Annotated in this window: 12 protein-coding genes; all 12 read left to right on the top strand. The window is 53.9% G+C overall.

Annotation, left to right across the window (positions count from 1 at the left end; translation table 11 throughout):
- Nucleotides 1–14 precede the first annotated feature (14 nt).
- On the top strand, nucleotides 15–1,448 hold the full coding sequence (locus tag LX87_RS05360; RefSeq protein ID WP_111627109.1) for a DUF1501 domain-containing protein: 1,434 nt from the start codon (nucleotides 15–17) through the stop codon (nucleotides 1,446–1,448).
- Between the two features lie 342 nt (nucleotides 1,449–1,790).
- On the top strand, nucleotides 1,791–4,997 hold the full coding sequence (locus LX87_RS05355) for a SusC/RagA family TonB-linked outer membrane protein (RefSeq protein ID WP_111627108.1): 3,207 nt from the start codon (nucleotides 1,791–1,793) through the stop codon (nucleotides 4,995–4,997).
- A 42-nt stretch (nucleotides 4,998–5,039) separates the two neighbouring features.
- The gene (locus LX87_RS05350; RefSeq protein ID WP_111627107.1) at nucleotides 5,040–6,548 is read left to right on the top strand and encodes a RagB/SusD family nutrient uptake outer membrane protein; all 1,509 of its coding nucleotides are present in this window, start codon (nucleotides 5,040–5,042) and stop codon (nucleotides 6,546–6,548) included.
- A gap of 326 nt (nucleotides 6,549–6,874) precedes the next feature.
- Complete coding sequence (locus LX87_RS05345) at nucleotides 6,875–9,568, top strand: c-type cytochrome (protein WP_111627106.1); 2,694 nt, start codon at nucleotides 6,875–6,877, stop codon at nucleotides 9,566–9,568.
- Nucleotides 9,569–9,712: 144 nt separating this feature from the next.
- Nucleotides 9,713–10,450, top strand: coding sequence for a 3-keto-disaccharide hydrolase (locus LX87_RS05340; RefSeq protein ID WP_229310575.1), 738 nt, complete (start codon nucleotides 9,713–9,715; stop codon nucleotides 10,448–10,450).
- 12 nt (nucleotides 10,451–10,462) lie between these two features.
- The gene (locus LX87_RS05335; protein ID WP_111627104.1) at nucleotides 10,463–11,518 is read left to right on the top strand and encodes an aldose 1-epimerase family protein; all 1,056 of its coding nucleotides are present in this window, start codon (nucleotides 10,463–10,465) and stop codon (nucleotides 11,516–11,518) included.
- A gap of 27 nt (nucleotides 11,519–11,545) precedes the next feature.
- Entirely contained in the window at nucleotides 11,546–12,769 is a 1,224-nt protein-coding gene (locus tag LX87_RS05330; protein ID WP_111627103.1) for a cupin domain-containing protein, read from the top strand.
- Between the two features lie 83 nt (nucleotides 12,770–12,852).
- Nucleotides 12,853–13,884: a sugar phosphate isomerase/epimerase family protein gene (locus LX87_RS05325; protein WP_111627102.1), complete on the top strand. Its 1,032-nt coding sequence runs from the start codon at nucleotides 12,853–12,855 to the stop codon at nucleotides 13,882–13,884.
- A gap of 97 nt (nucleotides 13,885–13,981) precedes the next feature.
- On the top strand, nucleotides 13,982–15,145 hold the full coding sequence (locus LX87_RS05320) for a Gfo/Idh/MocA family protein (protein WP_111627101.1): 1,164 nt from the start codon (nucleotides 13,982–13,984) through the stop codon (nucleotides 15,143–15,145).
- A gap of 79 nt (nucleotides 15,146–15,224) precedes the next feature.
- Complete coding sequence (locus tag LX87_RS05315; protein ID WP_211325270.1) at nucleotides 15,225–16,718, top strand: sugar ABC transporter ATP-binding protein; 1,494 nt, start codon at nucleotides 15,225–15,227, stop codon at nucleotides 16,716–16,718.
- A gap of 18 nt (nucleotides 16,719–16,736) precedes the next feature.
- A complete protein-coding gene (locus LX87_RS05310) occupies nucleotides 16,737–17,723 on the top strand; it encodes an ABC transporter permease (RefSeq protein ID WP_111627100.1) in 987 nt (328 codons plus the stop codon).
- A gap of 21 nt (nucleotides 17,724–17,744) precedes the next feature.
- Nucleotides 17,745–18,680, top strand: coding sequence for a sugar ABC transporter substrate-binding protein (locus tag LX87_RS05305; protein ID WP_111627099.1), 936 nt, complete (start codon nucleotides 17,745–17,747; stop codon nucleotides 18,678–18,680).
- Nucleotides 18,681–18,694: the final 14 nt, after the last annotated feature.

Here is an 18,694-nt window from a genome sequence, read left to right as displayed (position 1 = left end):
AGACGAATAGCGATATGAAAATGAGGTGGAACAGACGGGAATTTTTGCAGCGCACCAGCGCAGCGACGCTGGCCGCTATGGCAGCCGGTGCGCCGATGGCGAGCCTTCTGTCAGGCTGTAAAACCAAGAAAATCGGTCAGACCAACGGAACCGCCGACACGGTGATTCTGCTCTGGATGGCCGGTGGCATGGCTCATACCGAAACCTTTGATCCGAAGCGATACACGCCCTACGAAAAGGACATGGAAGGCAACCGTGTTCTGAGCACCTTCAAACCGGTGCCGACGGTGCTGGACGGAATTAACTTCTCGGAGGGCCTCGAATCCATCGGAAAGGTGATGGACAAAGGCACGCTCATTCGCTCCTATGTCTCAGCCGACCTGGGGCACATTCTGCACTCACGTCACCAGTACCACTGGCACACCTGCTACGAACCTCCCCAAACCGTAGCGGCTCCGCACATCGGCTCCTGGATTGCCAAGGAACTCGGTCCTAAAAACCCGGTTATTCCGGCTTTCATTGACATCGGCCAGCGGTTTACGGTCGGCGAGGCCGAAGAACTGAAGGCGTTCCATACCGCCGGTTTTCTGGGCAATGAGTTCGGTCCGTTCTTTATTCCGGACCCCAGCCAGGGTCTCGAGAGCGTTCGGCCACCGGTCGGGATGGATGCCAAACGGTTTGAGCGCCGGAACCAGTTATACAACGACCTGATCAGCAACAGCCCGTTTGGCGAATTCGGCAGCGATTACCAGAAAGAATCGCTCAAACGCTCGATGGAACAGGCGTATATGCTGCTCAATTCGCCGGAAGCCAAGGCCTTTGACCTGAGCACGGAGCCGAAGGAAAGCTACGACATCTACAACACCGGCCGCTTCGGGCTGGGCTGCTTGCTGGCCCGCCGACTGACCGAGCAGGGCGCACGGTTTATCAGCGTCACCACGGAATATGAACCGTTCAAGGGCTGGGATACGCACGAAAATGGGCATACGCGTCTGGTCGATATGAAGAAACTGATCGACGGACCGGTGGCCCAGCTGGTAAAAGATCTGGACAAAACTGGTCACCTGGACCGCACCATGATTATTCTGGCGAGCGAATTCAGCCGGGATATGATGGTGGAAGGCCGTCCGGGCGAGAAGGTGAAGGAGCAGGTTAACCAACCCGATATTCTATCCGACATGAAGTTCTATGGCATGCACCGGCACTTCACCGACGGCAGTTCGCTGCTGATGTTTGGCGGAGGGATAAAAAAAGGGTTTGTGTACGGAAAAACCGCCGACGAGCGCCCTTGCAAAACCATCGAAAACCCCGTCAAAATCGATGGTATTCACCAAACAATTTACCACGCGCTGGGCATTCCGGAAGACACACAGTATGAAATCGAAAAGCGGCCTTTTTACACGACACCGGACGGAAAAGGTAAAGCAGTCATGGAGTTGTTAGCCTGAAAATAGGCTAATAATGACATTTTAATCGAATAAGCACTTTTTTTCCTGAAACCAGCAGAGTAAAGGACGGTCCTTATTGCATATTTTTGCTAATTGAACTAATTTCATAATTAATAGAAATTAATGAATACAATTTTCCCTAAACCCTTAATTTTTTAAGTGTGGTAAGCTATCCACCGTCAGAATGAAGTATAACACTTAACCATCTCAATTATGCTGTGAAAGTAACGTACCCGGTGCCCATGATGCGAGAATAGATGTGGACGCACTTTTAACTCACTCCTGAAGAACATTTGGTTCTCAAACAGGACTTCTACTAAAACCTTTACCGATTATTTTCTCATGAAAAAACGCATTACTCACTTGGGTAGCTCCCAACGTATTGCCCAACAGATACTGACTCCGTGTCTGCTTTTTAGCCTACTAACCAGCCCCGCCTGGACCTACGCTGGTGATAAAAAACCCGGATCAGAAAAAAGTTTAACCGCAACCGCTCCGCTGGCCATTGACATCACGGGTACCGTAACCGACGAAAGCGGTGCTGGCCTGCCGGGTGTCAACGTAGTTGTAAAAGGAACCACTCAGGGAACGACTACCGATGCCGATGGTAAATTCAAAATCGCCGTTCCCGACAACCGCACAACGCTGGTTTTCAGTTCAGTAGGTTATACCAAACAGGAAATTGTAGTTGGCAGCCAAACGTCAATCAATGTCAGATTAGTCCCCGATGACCAGACTCTGTCGGAAGTGGTCGTAGTTGGTTACGGTAGCCAGTTGAAAAAAGAAGTAACCGGTGCCGTACAGACCGTTTCGGCGAAAGAGCTGAAAGATATTCCGGTTTCGCAGGTCACGCAGAAACTTCAGGGCCGTTTGGCGGGTGTGCAGATCAATCAGGCCACCGGTAAACCGGGTCAGGGGATGTCCGTCCGGATTCGGGGCCAATTGTCGGTATCGGCCGGTAGCGAGCCGCTGTATGTGGTTGACGGTTTTCCGATTACGGGTAACATCGGCGCCCTCAACCCCGACGAAATCGAAGATATTTCCGTCCTGAAAGATGCTTCGTCTACGTCTCTTTACGGGTCGAGAGCGGCTAACGGGGTGGTACTGATCACGACCAAACGGGGGCAGGCCGGTAAAACCAGCGTGAGCTTCAACACCTTTGTGGGGGTTCAGCAGGTACCGGAAAAGGGCCGCATCAAAATGCTGAATGCCCAGGAATTTGCGCAATTCAAAAAAGAATATTACGAGGACGAAGGCAAACCCGTTCCGGCCGAATTCCAGAATCCGTCCCAATACGCCGGCAAGGATAACGACTGGTTTGGCGCTCTGCTCCGGACGGCTCCCATCCAGAGCTACAACCTGACCATCTCGTCGAATACCGAGCGGGCCAGAACCTCAATTGTAGCGGGTTACTTCGATCAGGAGGGCGTTATTCTTAACACGAAATACACGCGTTACTCCCTCCGGATGAACACCGACTACGATGTATCCGATAAAATACGGGTTGGATTTAACGTGGCTCCGCAGTACGTTTTTGATAATACGCCCCGCACCGATGGTGACCGCGGAACGGGTATTCTCTTCAATGCCCTGCATACCTGGCCCGTCATGCCCATCCGTGACGCCAACGGTAATCTGACGAAGTTCAATACGTTCCCCAGCAGCACCGGTAACATTTATAACTACCCGAACTGGGTACGGGCCGCTACGGAACTGACCAACCAGAACAAGCAGACCAAACTGCTCAGCAACGCATACCTGCAATACAGCCCCATCAGCGGCTTGCGGTTGAAATCAACGATCAACATCGAGTTTGAAAACAACAAGTTTTTCTTCTTCAACCCATCGACAGCTACCAGTGCGATGAACGTACCGATTCCGACAACGGCGGTATCCATCCGGCAGGCGCTGGAAAACGTGGGCTGGCTGAACGAAAACACGGCGACGTATAACCGCAGCTTTGGGGATCATAGCTTTGAGTTGCTGGGGGGGTATACCAACCAGCGGTATCGTCAGGAATTCTCTCGTATCCAGGCCGATACGTATGCGGATGACCGTCTGCCAACTGTTCAGGGCGCGCTTAACATCAACCGCGGAGGAACAACCAATGGTGTAAACGAATGGACGCTGACTTCCTTGCTGTCCCGGCTTAACTACAACTACAAAGGCAAATACCTCTTCACGGCCGCGATTCGTCGCGACGGTTCATCCCGGTTTGGGTCCAACAACCGCTGGGGTACGTTCCCGTCTGTGTCAGCGGGCTGGGTTATTTCGGATGAAGACTTCCTGAAAAGCACTCCTCAGGTTTCCTTTGCCAAAGTGCGGGCCAGCTACGGGATTATCGGTAACAACAACATCGGTAACTACACGCAATATGCGCTGATCAACAATACCGTGAACTCGGTTTTTGGCAATACCGTTGCCACGGGAGCCGCCGTAACCTCACTGGCCAACGCCAACCTGGGCTGGGAAACCACCCGGCAGCTGGACCTTGGTCTGGATCTGGGCCTGTTCAACGACCGGATTCAATTCACGTATGATTTCTACACCAAGCGCACCACGAACCTGCTCTACGCCGTACAGATTCCGCAGGAAGCCGGATTTGGCAGCTTCTGGGATAACATTGGTGAGATCAAATTCTGGGGACATGAATTTGCCGTTACCTCCCGCAACACGGAAGGAAAACTGCTCTGGACCACCAACGCCAACATTTCCTTTAACCGGAATAAAGTACTGGAGTTAGCCCCGGGCATTGACCGCGTATACGGAACCTTCCACATTACGCAGGTTGGTCAGCCTTTCGGAATGTTCTACGGCCTGGTGAAGGACGGTTATTACAGAACAGAGGAAGAAGTCAAAAGCTCTCCCATCATTCCGGGTCGCTCGGCAGTTGGTACCATCAAGTTTAAAGATGTCAACGGCGACGGTGTGATTACGAATGGCGGTGATATGGACGACCGGGCCATCATTGGCAGCCCATTCCCCAAATTTACGTACGGTATTACCAACAACCTGAGCTACGGCAACTGGGATCTCTCCATCGTAGGTTCCGGTTCGTACGGCAACCAGTTGTGGGTTCGTCACCTCTACAGTACGGCCAACCTCGACGGGGTGTTCAACATGGTAGAAGGTGTTAAAGACCGCTTCCGGGTTAAAAATGTCCTGGATGCCCAGGGGAATGTTACTGGCCGTACGGTGATCACGGAAGGAAAAGGCATGTTTGGCGCTACCAACGGAGGAGGTAACTTCACGGGTATCGAGCGCGACTGGAACAGCAGCCAATTCCTGGCCGATGCGTCGTTCTTCACCATTAAGAACATCACGCTGGGCTACACCTTTGGCGCCCTCCAGAAGTTCTTTAAATCAGCCCGCGTGTATGCTTCCGTTCAGCAGGCTTACGTGTTCACGAAATACTGGGGTGGACCGAACCCCGAAACCAGTGCCCAGGGCGACGGTGGTGGTGACGGTGGTAACCTGAGCCAGGGTGTGGATTTCTCCAACTATCCGGTTCCGCGTACCTACACGATTGGTGTGAATCTAAATTTCTAAAACCAGTTGCCAGTCAACTTTCACAAGACTCTTATAGCCAATATGAAAATAAAATACGTAGCGACCTGGCTCTTGGCAATAGCCCTGACCGGTTGCAAAGACGATTTCCTGACAGTTATTCCCGAAACCCAGTTAAGTTCAGCTATATTTTTCAAGACCGAAGCTGATTTCGCGCAGGCTGTCAATGCCGCCTACGCGCCCCTTCGCCCGATGTTCAACGACCGGGCCTGGAAATTACAGGAACTGCATTCGGACAATGCCTACTACGCCCGAAACATTCTTTACGGGGCGGTTGATGCCACGGAAAACCTGGCCGACTTTGCCGTCCCGACGGCCAACGGTGTAACGGCCAACGATAACGTGCTTCAGCAGTATCGGTTAAATTACCAGATCATTGCCCGGACCAACCAGATTCTGACCACCATCGACGGCGTTGATTTTGCGGAAGCTTCCAAGAATAACCTGAAGGGTCAGGCGCTGTTTTTACGGGCGTTTGCGTACTTCGATCTGATTCGCCTGTTCGGGAAAGTGCCGCTGCACTTGAAACCCGTTCAGAATCGGGAAGAAGCCGCCCTGCCGCTTTCAACGGCGGATGTGGTTTACGCTCAGATCGAGAAAGATGCCAAGGAAGCGGCTACCCTGTTGCCCAATAAGGCCAAGCAGGAACCGGGTCGGGCAACGTCTGGCGCGGCCAAAACCCTGCTGGCAAACCTGTATATCACGCAGAAAAAATGGCCGCAGGCCGAACCGCTGATGAAGGATGTAATCGCCAACGACGGTTACCAGCTGATGCCGGATTACAACGATGCGTTTTCGAATACTGCTAGTAATAAAAATAACCAGGAGTCGGTTTTCGAAGTCCAGTACATGGAAGGCGCAGCCGGATTTAACGGGAACTTCATGTACCAGTTTATCCCCTCGCCCGTTACCATCGACGAGTTGAAACCGTTGACCGGAACCTCCAACACCCAGCCGACGTCGCAGGAAAGTAACAACATTCCGACGCCGAACCTGATCCGGGCCTACGAAACGGGCGATAAGCGCAAGGATGCCACTATTGGCTACATCACGCTGAGCACCAGCCTGCGGGCCGACAAGCGATTCCCGTACATTAAAAAATACGCCCGGACTCACTCGCTGCACGGCAACACCGGTCAGAACTGGCCCGTGTATCGCTACGCTGAAGTGCTGCTGTTCCTGGCCGAATCGCTGAACGAACAGGGAAAAACCGGCGAAGCCGCAACGTACCTCAACCAGGTTCGGGCGCGGGCTGGCCTGGCGCCTACTACCGCCACCTCACAGACGACTATGCGGGAAGCTATCTTCAAGGAGCGTCGTGTCGAACTGGCCTTCGAAAACAAACGGTGGTTTGACCTGACCCGGACCGGGCGCGTGAAGGAAATCATCACCGCTTACGGCGCCGAAGTCAAGGCAAATCCGGCAGCTTACTACTATCCGGCAGGTGCCGTTCCGCCACCAAACGCCTTTACGGTGCTGGATGATTATTACGGCCTTCCGGCGGTTGAGGCTGCCCTGACGCCCCATTTTTAATTACCATCAGCCCGGACGGTCCTAACACCCGTCCGGGCTACCTTTTGCCTTGTTTTGGAGTTGCAATCAGTAAGAAGGCCGTTCTTTTGGCTTATTAGAACAATACCTGTTCAACTATGATACGCTTCTATGCTACCACTCTCTACCCATTAACTATCTTTCAAAATCTACAAAATTATTGAGCCGGGTCAGTACAGCGCCGGACAATCCTTTCAAAGGATATCCATTATTTTACCATTTCATTGAATTTATATCACTTAATAAGTAACGGCTTTGCCCGGCATTCGGGTCAACAAGCATTTTTTACTGTATAAACCCAATTACTTATGTTTTCAACGTACCGATCGGTTAAGTTGTTTTTATCGGTTTCCGCACTGGCTCTGCTCGGGACATCCTGGGTAACGATGCAGGTTTCGGAAACGGATAAGAACCCGCTGGCCGACAACTCCAAAATCGATAAGCTCAAGCTCCTGCCCGGTTTTAAGGCGGAGCACCTGTACAGCCCGTCCGAAAACGGCCAGGGTTCCTGGGTTTCGATGACCTTCGACGACAAAGGCCGCATGATTGCGTCCGACCAATATGGTGGCTTGTATCGGCTGAAAATTCCGGCGGTTGGTTCCGGCTTAACCAAACCGGCCGTTGAAAGACTTACCGTTGGGAACGATACCCTCGGAATGGGCTATGCGCAAGGGTTGCTATATGCCTTCAACAGCCTGTATGTGATGGTTAACAACCGGTCTAACCCCCGCTTCCCCAAGGCCAGCGGTTTATACCGGTTGCAGGACACGAATGGCGATGAGCAGTATGATAAAATTACCCTGATCCGAGAGCTGAAAGGCGAAGGTGAACACGGCCCGCACAGCGTTGTGCTATCGCCCGACAAAAAATCGCTTTATGTTGTGGCCGGTAACCACACCGACGTACCGCAAATGGATGCCTACCGGTTACCGTCCAACTGGCAGGAAGACAACCTGTTCCCGTTAATCAAAGACCCGCGCGGCCACGCCAACGACCGCATGGCTCCCGGTGGATGGGTCGCCAAGATCGATCCGGAAGGAAAGCGTTGGGAACTGATCGGAGCCGGTTTCCGGAACGAATTCGACGTAGCTTTCAACGAAAACGGTGATATGTTCACCTACGATTCGGACATGGAATGGGATTTTGGTACGCCCTGGTACCGCCCCACCCGGATTTGCCACGTGACGAGCGGAGCCGAATTCGGCTGGCGCACGGGAAACAGCAAATGGCTGCCCGGAAATCCTGATAACCTGCCGCCGTTGCTGAACATCGGTCAGGGTTCACCAACCAATGTGTTTTACGGAGCGAATGCTAAATTCCCCCAGAAATACCGTCAATCGCTCTACGCATTCGACTGGAGTTTCGGGATCATTTACTCGATTCACCTGAAGCCTAAAGGGGCTACCTATGAAGGCGAACGGGAAGAGTTTATTTCGGGCTCACCGCTTCCGCTGACGGACGGCGCAATCGGCCCCGACGGAGCCATGTACTTCCTGACCGGTGGTCGGCGGCTGGAATCCGATCTGTACCGGGTTTATTACACCGGTTCTGAATCGACTTCGACGGCACCCATAGCGGCCAATAGTACGCCCGAGCACAAACTCCGCACCAGCCTGGAGCAATACCACGGCGAACCGAATCCGGCTGCCCTGGCTGCTGCCTGGCCGAATCTAAGCCACCCCGACCGCTTTGTGCGCTACGCAGCCCGGATTGCCGTTGAACACCAGCCGGTAGACCAATGGCAGGCCAAAGCCCTGGCTGAAACAAACCCGCAACGCGCTACGCAGGCCATCGTTGCCCTGGCCCGTCAAGGCAAAGCTGACGCCAAAAGCGGTGCCATCAATACCCTGCTGAAGATCAATTACGCCCAGCTTCCTGAATCGCAGCAATTTGACGTACTCCGCGCTTTTGAATTGATTTTCCTGCGTATGGGCGCTCCGGAAGCAGCTGATAAATCGAAGATCATTGCGTATCTGAACCCGCATTATCCGGCCAAAACCGCCTTGTTGAACCGGGGTCTGAGCAAAGTACTGATTTATCTGGAAGCACCGGGTGTCGTTAGCAAAACGCTGGCGTTGATGGATAAAAAACAGGAACCGGGTATGGAGGCTCTTGATTTAACACCTTCTACGGCCTCTTCCGACCTGATTTTGCGGAACCCACAGTACGGTCTGGACATCGCTAAGATGCTGGAAAAAGTACCACCGCTGCAACAAACGTATTACGCCGTCATGCTGAGCCGTCAGGAAACCGGCTGGACACCCGAACTGCGGACTAAATACTTTACCTGGTTTGGTAATGCCTTTAAATACCAGGGGGGACGCAGCTACGTCGGCTTTATCGACCGGGCCCGCAAACTGGCCCTGGCGCACGTTCCGAAAGACCAGTTTGAAAAATACAACAAACTATCGGGATCGGATCTGCTAACGACTTCAGGAAATGACCTGGCGATGGGGTATGCCCCCAAAGGACCGGGTCGGCGCTGGCAGTTGGATGATGCCGTGGCGGCTGTTGGCAACGATCTGTCGGGCCGGAATTTCGAACAGGGCAAGAAAATCTACGGTGCCATTCTGTGTAGCCGTTGCCATTCGATTCAGGGTTCAGGTGGAGACGTCGGGCCGGATCTGACACAGCTGGGCACGCGGTTCTCCAACAAGGACATCCTCGACGCCATTATCCACCCGAACAAAGCGGTTTCTGACCAGTATGCTTCGACAATTTATTACCTGAAAAACGGGCAGTCTGTGGTAGGTCGCCAGTTGTCGGAAGATAAAACGAGCTATACCATTTCGCAGAACCCGTTTGCGACAGACCAAACCCGCAAAATTCTGAAGAAGGACGTTACCTCGACCAAGTTTTCATCGGAATCAATCATGTTGCCCGGGCTGATCAACGCCCTGAACCCCGAGGAACTGAAAGATCTGATGGCGTACCTGAAAGCCGGTGGAAACCCGGACAACGAAGTGTATAAAACGAATGGTGGAGCCACAAAAGGCAAATAAATAACGAACAGAACCGTAATTCTCCGCCTGGGTGGGGGATTACGGTTCTTCGTTTTCGTAAACGTTCACGCGCTAAAATTTAACAGTACAATGTTCACAAAAACAGGATTGAAATTCCTTACGGTCGGTCTGACACTGGCCGCCATGCTCTTTAGTGGTGTAACAACGACCAGCCTGGCACAAGGAAAAAAAAGTAAAAAAGATAAAGGGTTTGTCTCCATCTTCAACGGCAAAAACCTGGATGGCTGGGACGCCGACCCAACCTACTGGCGGGCCGAAAACGGCGTCCTGGTGGGCGAGATCACCCCTAGCACCCTCCTAAAAACCAACAACTTCATTATCTGGAAAGGCGGACAACCCGCTGATTTCGAGCTAAAAGGCGAGTTCAACATTACCGAAACCGGCAACTCCGGCATCAACTACCGCAGCGAACAACTGACCGACATTCCATTTGCCCTGCGCGGTTATCAGGCCGACATTGACGGTAAAAACAACTATACCGGCCAGAACTACGAAGAACGTAAACGCACCACGCTGGCCTACCGCGGGCAAAGAACCACCATCAAACCCTACACCGGCCCCGCAACGCCGGAAGGCATTCGCGCCAACGTCAGCCGCAATGCCTGGAACGGCCTGAACGTAACCGGTTCGCTGGGTAGTTCCGACTCCCTGAAGACTTTAATCAAGAGTGGCGACTGGAATTCGTTCCACCTGATCATAAAAGGCAACAAATTACAGCACTACATCAACGGCGTTCTGATGAGCGAAGTAACCGACGAAGATACCGTCAACGGAGCCAAAAAGGGACTTCTGGGCGTTCAGGTACACGTTGGCCCGCCGATGAAAGTGCAATACCGTAACCTGATGTTGAAGCAATTGTAAAAAGGCATCGATTTGACACCATCAAACTGGCATAATAAACTCTCTCATCCTGCCCAGTGGGGCGGCATCGAAACCGCCGTACTCGACAACGGCTCCGGCCGGGGCACCCGCATTGCCTGGATCAATACCGGAACGGGCCTGCGGTATAAAGTAGTCATTGACCGGGCGATGGACATCGCCGATGCCTTTTACAACCAGCACGGTCTGGCCTGGATCAGTCAGGTAGGCATTACGCCCCCGCAACCGTTTTCGGACCGGGGCATCGACTGGCTCCGTACCTTCACCGGCGGTTTGCTGACCACCTGCGGCCTCACCCACGCCGGCGGTCCCGAATCGGACGAATACGGACAGCGGGGGTTGCACGACGAAATCAGCAACATTCCGGCAGAAATCGAATCCATTATTCAGCCTGACCCGGCGCGGGGCCAGTTCGACATGAGCATTACCGGACGCATCCGGCAAACGCGGGTGTTTGGCCCCAGCCTGGAACTCCGGCGCACGATTTCGGGTACGCTCGGCCAACCGACAATCCGGATTCACGACGAGGTGATCAACCGGGGCAACACGGCGGCTCCGCATATGCTGCTGTATCATTTCAACTTCGGCTGGCCCCTGGCTGATGAAGGAACCGACATCGTCTGGCAGGGCAGCTGGCAACCCCGCCACCCCGATCAGAACAATAAGATCTTCGTAGAAGGCAACGACTTCCGCAAATGCCCGGCTCCCCGGGAAGACCACAACGGCGCGGGCGAAGAAGTGGCCCTTATCGATCCTACCGCCGACGCCAATGGTATCTGCACCACCGGCTTATACAACGCCAACCTCGGTTTTGCCCTCGCTCTGCGGTTCCGGAAAGAGCAGTTACCGTGGCTGACCAACTGGCAGCACTGGGGCCAGGGTGAATACGTAACGGGCCTTGAACCGGGTACGCATCCGCCCATTGGTCAGGCAGCCGCCCGCGCACAGCAGACGCTGCTGTTTCTGGAACCGGGCGAAAGCCGGCGTTACGAAGTTGAAATCGAGATTTTGAGTAAGGAAGACGCCATTCAGTCCTTTTTAGGAAAATAAGTATTAGTCGATTAAAAGTAACCCTTCATGGAAACAACCGAGAAAGTAAGTTTAGCTGAAAAAGCATTAGAACAAGGCCAGGGAATTTTGCGGCTGGCCCCGACCTGGGTGCCGCGCTCTTTTTGTGTTCCCGGACGCCGGATCAAGCTGCATCCTGATGACTATTACGTCCTGGGTGGTGAGCGTGGCGGTATCGACGAACGCTGGTTATCGTCGACGACGCCCGCCAAAAACGGTCCGCTGACCGGCGAAAACGAAGGGCTGAGTCAGATTGTTTTCCAGGATGGCGATCAGGAAGTGCAGTTTTTGCTGAAAGACGCCGTTGATGAACTGAAAGGCGAGTTGATTGGCGACCGGCTATGGGATCAGTACGGTAGCTGGCCGATGTACTCCAAGTTTTTCGACAACATGGGTCCTCTGCCCCACCACCTGCACCACAACGACGAGCAGGCGGCTCAGATCGGGCAGCTGGGCAAACCGGAAGCCTATTATTTCCCTCCGCAGCTGAACAACCACGGCGGTGATTTCCCCTATACGTTTATCGGTATTGCCCCCGGCACCAGCAAGGAAACGATCAAGGAATGCCTGAAAAACTTCACCAAAGGCGATAACAAGATCACCAATTACTCGATGGCCTACCGGCTCGAACCGGGAACGGGCTGGGATGTGCCGCCGGGCCTGCTCCACGCACCCGGTAGCCTGTGTACGTACGAGCCGCAGAAAGCGTCGGACGTATTTGCCATGTACCAGTCGCTGGTAAACGAAGCCATTATTCCGGAAGAACTGCTCTGGAACGGCACGCCGAAAGACCGTATTGGCGATTACGACCAGTTGATGGAAGCCATCGACTGGGATCTGAACGTCGATCCGGAGATGATGAAAAACCGTTTCATGGCTCCGAAACCGGTGAAAGACGAAGCCGAAATGGCCGCCGAAGGATACCGTGAAGTCTGGGTTTGCTACAAATCCGACGCCTTCAGCGCCAAGGAACTGACGGTTCTGCCCGGCCAGACCGTCACCATCAAAGACAGTGCGGCTTACGGCCTGATTGTCATGCAGGGTCACGGCAAAATGGGCGTCTGGGACATCGAAACCCCCGCCCTGATTCGCTACAGCCAGTTGACGAACGACGAATTCTTTGTCAGTGAAAAAGCCGCTAAAGAAGGTGTCACCATCGTCAACCCGTCAACGACCGACCCGATTGTCATGCTGAAACACTTCGGCCCGGGCAACCCTGACCTGGTGCTGTAATACCCGGCGCTGGTAGACGACGTTCAGGCGTCGTCTACCAGCGTTCTCAATCAACCACTAAAACCTTAAACCAAAAATTCATCATGAGTGCGAATACGTTTCCCAAGCTCCACAACGCTACCTGGCCGGGTGTTGTCGGAAAAGGCCCTGACTCCGAGCCGCTGATTCCCATCGATACCATGCTTGAACTGACGGCGGCTGCGGAAGTTGACGGTGTGAAGTTCGACGGTGTCGATGTCGGCCTGTTCGACCCCAGTATTGATATCAACGCCCCCAAAGAAGGGGCTAAAAAATTAGCCGATAAAGTAGCGTCGTACAACCTGGTCATCGGTTCGCTGGTGGCTCCGATCTGGGGCGGCCCCGTTCTGGGCAGCAAGGAAGACCGGGCCACGTTTGTCGATATGGTACGCAAATCCTGCCAGTACGGCCAGTACCTGCGCGAAATCGGGATTCGTCCGTACGGTGTGATTCGGATTGACTCGGCCAGCTCCCCCGAAATCTGGTCGAAAGATCCCGCTGGCAACACCAAACTGATTGCCGACACCTTCCGCGAAGCCTGCGATGTGGCGGCTGAGTACGGTGAAAAACTGGCCGCTGAAGGCGAAATCTGCTGGGGAGGTATGCATAGCTGGCGGGCGATGATCGATACGCTGGAAGCCGTTGACCGTCCGAACATGGGTTTTCAGGCCGATATGTCGCATACGTTCCTGTACCTGTTGGGTTATAACAGCCCCGAAGACCGCATTCTGCCCGCTGATTTTGAATGGAGCGACCGCGCTGCGCTGGAAGAAGGTCTGAAAAAAATGACGGCGGCCCTGCGCCCCTGGACCATCGACTTCCACGTCGCCCAGAACGACGGAACCGTCCACGGAACCGGCTCCCACGACAAAACTGGCCGTCACTGTCTGGCTACCGACCCGAACGGTAAACTCGACATTACCAAAGACGCCGGTTACTGGCTGCGCGACGAAAACGGCAACCTTACCAAAGCCTTCAAACACATCTGCTGGGATGGCTGTATGTTCCCGAATGAAGTTATGCATAAACAACAGACCTGGAACGACATTCTAGCGGCCATGATTAAAGTCCGCGATCAGCACGGCTGGAGCGAATAAAAACTTTTCCGTAGCTACGGGCTAAACAGGGGTCGCCCGGCTGTCTGTAGGTACGGAAACGAAACACCGTAAATCTGTAAACCCATTACTTCTAAAAATGGCAGCTAAAAAAGAAATACGAATTGGATTGATCGGAACCGGTTTTATGGGCCGGACGCACTCCAACGGTTATAATCGCGTACCTAATTTTTTCCCGGATCTGGCCTACACGCCGGTCCTGAAAGCCGTCTGCTCACGCAACGCCGAAAAAGTACAGGCATTTGCCGACCAATGGGGCTACGAATCCATCGAAACCGACTGGAAAGCCCTGATTGCCCGCGACGACATCGACGCCGTAGACATCTGTACCCCGAACGATACCCACGCCGAAATCGCCATTGCTGCGGCTGCCGCTGGCAAAATGATTCTCTGCGAAAAACCGCTCGCCCGCAATCTGGAAGAAGGCCAGAAAATGGTGGATGCCGTTAACAAAGCCGGTGTTGCCAACACGGTTTGGTACAACTACCGCCGTCTGCCCGCCGTAACGCTGGCGAAGCAGATTGTGGCTTCCGGTAAACTGGGCCGTATTTTCCACTACCGCGCCAACTTTTTGCAGGACTGGACCATCAACGCCGATGTACCACAGGGCGGTACCGGCACCTGGCGGATGGACGTGGAAGCCGCTGGTTCGGGTGTAACGGGTGACCTGCTGGCGCACTGCATCGACACGGCCATGTGGATCAACGGCGGTATTACCGACGTGTCGGCCGTAACCGAAACGTTCGTGAAAGAACGGATGCACGCTGTAACGGGTAAAATGCAGCCGGTGGGCATCGACGACGCCTGTATTTTCCACTGTCACTTCGAAAACGGTTCGCTGGGTCTGTTTGAATCAACCCGGTATGCGCGCGGACACAAGGCTCTGTATACGCTCGAAATCAACGGCGAAAACGCTTCGATTCGTTGGGATCTGCACGATCTGAACCGCCTGGAATACTTCGACCACAGCGATGAGTCGGTGGTGCGGGGCTGGCGTTCGATTCACGTCACGGACGGCGATCAACCCTACATGGACAAATGGTGGGTGCCGGGTCTGGGCATTGGCTACGAACACGGTTTTATCCACCAGGTGGCCGACTTCCTGAAAAGCCTGGAAACCGGAGAGCCCTGTTCGCCCACGTTCAAAGACGCCCTGGAAACCCAGAAAGTCTGCGAAGCCGTCATCAACTCCGCCAAAGCCAGAAGCTGGCAGGATACCGGTGTCGAGTGGACCGAGAAATAGCCTGAAATACAACCAATGGACAGCCCACGGTTAAAACCGTGGGCTGTTGTTTATCCCGAAATTCGCTTTTAAACCAATCATGCATCAGGATTCCATTCTCACCGTTCGGGGGCTGACGAAAACCTTTTCGGGCGTGAAGGCGCTGGACGGGGTTCAACTGGACCTGCGAAAAGGCGAGGTTCATGCGCTGATGGGCGAAAACGGGGCCGGTAAATCGACCTTCATGAAAATTCTGGTCGGATTGCACCAGCCGGATGCGGGCGAGATTTTCTTTGAAGGTCAGGCGTTAAAGAGCCAGGCGGTCAGCGAGGTGCTGAAAAAAGGCATTTCCATGATTCACCAGGAATTGCTGGTGGTGCCGGAACTGACGGTTGCACAAAACATCTTTCTAGGCCGCGAATCCCGCGGGGGGCTGTTTGGCTGGATCGACGAAAAAAAACTGAATCAGGAAGCCGGGGCGCTGCTGACGCAGATGGGCGTGACAATTTCGCCCACCACTAAAATGAAATACCTGAGCGTGGCCGAAATGCAGATGGTGGAAATCGCCAAAGCTATTTCGAACAATGCCAAGGTGATCATCATGGACGAACCGACCTCCGCCCTCTCCGACCGGGAAGTGGCTACGCTTTTCGGCATCATCCGCGATTTGAAGACCAAGGGGGTCGCCATTGTTTACATTTCCCACAAAATGGACGAAATATTTACCATCTCCGACACCATTACGGTTTTGAGGGATGGCAAATACATCGCCACCCAACCGGCCAGTGAGCTGGACAATACTGCGCTGATCAGGATGATGGTCGGACGCGAGCTTGACAGCCTGTTTCCCGAATCCGTTGCGCAAAAAGGCGCAGAAATCCTGTCGGTGCGCAACCTCCGCCGGAACGGCAACTTTGCCGACATCAATTTTGAGGTTCATGCCGGGGAAGTGCTGGGGCTGGCGGGTTTGATGGGGGCCGGTCGCACCGAAATTGCCCGCGCCATCTTCGGCCTGGACCCGCTCGATGAAGGGGAGATTTACCTGAAAGGGCAACCCGTCCGGATCAAGAGTCCCCAGGATGCCATTCAGCACGGAATTGGTTATGTTAGCGAAGACCGTAAAGGCCTGGGATTCATCCCCGGTATGTCGGTGAAGCACAACATAACGCTGGGCAGCCTGTCGAACCACGCCCGAGGGCCCTTTATTCAGGACCAGAGCGAAGCGGCTACGGCGGCCCGGATGATTACCGACTTACGCATTAAAACCGCCGGTCCGGACCAAAAAGTCCAGTTTCTGAGCGGAGGCAACCAGCAGAAAGTGGTCATCGGCAAAGTGCTGCTGTCGTCGCCCGAACTGGTGATTCTCGACGAACCGACGCGGGGCATTGATATTGGGGCCAAGTCCGAGATTTATAAACTGATCAAGCAACTGGTGGCCGACGGCATTGCGGTCATCATGATTTCGTCCGAACTGCCCGAAATTCTGGGCCTCAGCGACCGGATTCTGGTGCTGTCGCAGGGTCGGCAGACCGCCCTGCTGAGCAAGGAAGAAGCCACGCAGGAAACCATTATGCACTACGCGGTGCATCACTAATTACGCCTGAAAACCCGAATGAAAACCCTTTTTAAACCGGACCTGACTACCGCTGACAAACCGTCCCGGACGCGCCTGCGCGGTTTGGGCCAATACGGTCTTTTGATTGCCTTTATCGTTGTCTGCGTAGTTTTGTCACTCATTACGCCCCGGTTCCTGACGGTTTCCAACCTGATGATCATCGTCACGCAGGTTTCGATTAACGCCCTGCTGGCGTTTGGGGTAACTTTTGTCATCATTACGGGCGGCATCGACCTGTCCATCGGTTCGACGGTGGCCGTAACGGGCGTGGTAGCAGCCATGTTTGCCCATCCGGATACGTACCCGGTTATTGTTCCGGTGCTGGTGGGGCTGGCGGCTGGTTTGCTGCTGGGTGCCTTCAACGGTCTGGTCATTACCAAAAGCAAAGTGCCGCCGTTTATTGTTACGCTCGGAACCATGACGATTGGCCGCGGGCTGGCCCTGATTCTGAGCAAAGGCCGCCCGGTTTCAAACCTTTCGGATTCCTTCAACTTCATTGGCGGTGGTCAGGTTCTGGGCATTCCGACGCCCATCATCATCCTGATCGTTTTCTTCATCATCTGCTCGGTACTGCTCCGAAAAACCGTATTGGGCCGCTATATGTATGCCGTGGGCGGAAACGAACAGGCCGCCAAAGCGTCGGGCATCCAGTTAAATAAAGTCAAAATGGTGGTGTATACGCTCTGTGGAGGGCTGGCCGCGCTGGCCGGAATTCTGCTGACTTCCCGCATCACCACCGGCCAGCCGAACGCGGGCGTCGGTTTTGAGCTTGACGCCATTGCGGCCGCCATTATTGGCGGTACCAGCACCTCGGGCGGCACCGGCACCATGACCGGCACACTGATCGGGGCGCTGCTGATTGGTGTCATCAGCAACGGGCTGGACCTCATGAACGTCACTTCGTACTACCAGCAGGTCGTGATGGGCATTATCATCATCGGCGCGGTGGTTTTGGATAGTTTAAATCAACACAAGAACGGGTAACCGACTCCCTTTAGCTATTGTATGAAACGCATTATTTTCTATTCATTTTCCCTTCTCATTGCCAGCTTTTTAACCAGTTGCAACCAATCCTCATCGGGCGAAAACGGCGAGAAAAAACTGACGGTGGGCGTGTCGATGCTCAGTATGCAGAACGAGTTCATCGTCAATGTCCACGACGAAATTGAGAAGAAAGCGAAGGAGTCCGACGTCGAACTGATCACCGTCGATGCCGAGCGTTCGGCCCTGAAACAGATTGAGCAGGTGGAGAGCTTCATCGCGCAGGGTGTCGACGCCATCATCATGAACCCCTGCGAAGTAGAAGCCAGTTCGCCCGCCGTGACGAAAGCTCTGGCCGCCAACATTCCCATTATCAACGTCAACTCCGAAACCACGGCCAAACCGTCGGCCTTTATCGGTTCCGACGATGTGGAGTCGGCCCGCATTGCGATGAAGTTTATTGCCGAAAAACTGAACGGCAAAGGCAACGTCCTGATGATGCACGGCTATATGGGCCAGGCCGCCCAGATCAAACGGGAACAGGGCGCCCGCGAAGTGTTGAAACAGTACCCCGGCCTGAAACTCATTGCCCACCAGACTGCCGAATGGGACCGCGCCAAGGCGATGGCCCTGATGGAAAACTGGATTCAATCGTACGGCAACACCATCAACGCGGTTTTTGCCCAGAACGACGAGATGGGCATGGGTGCCGTCAAGGCCCTGACCGATGCCGGACTGAAAGATAAAGTCGTGGTGGTCAGCATCGACGCCATTCCGGATGCCCTCCAGGCTGTTCAGAAAGGCACACTCAACGCCACGGTTTTCCAGAATGCCGAGCAGCAGGGTGCCCAGGCCATCGAAACCGCCATCAAAATTGCCAAAGGCCAATCCTACGAAAAAGAAACCTTAATTCCGTTTCAGTTGGTTACCAAGGAAAATTTGGCTAAATTTATGAAATAGTAGCATTATCTAGT

The organism is Larkinella arboricola (assembly GCF_003259745.1).
Taxonomy (GTDB): domain Bacteria; phylum Bacteroidota; class Bacteroidia; order Cytophagales; family Spirosomataceae; genus Larkinella; species Larkinella arboricola.
Note: the sequence above shows the minus strand (reverse complement) of the source record. Positions and strands in the feature narration are given on the sequence as shown.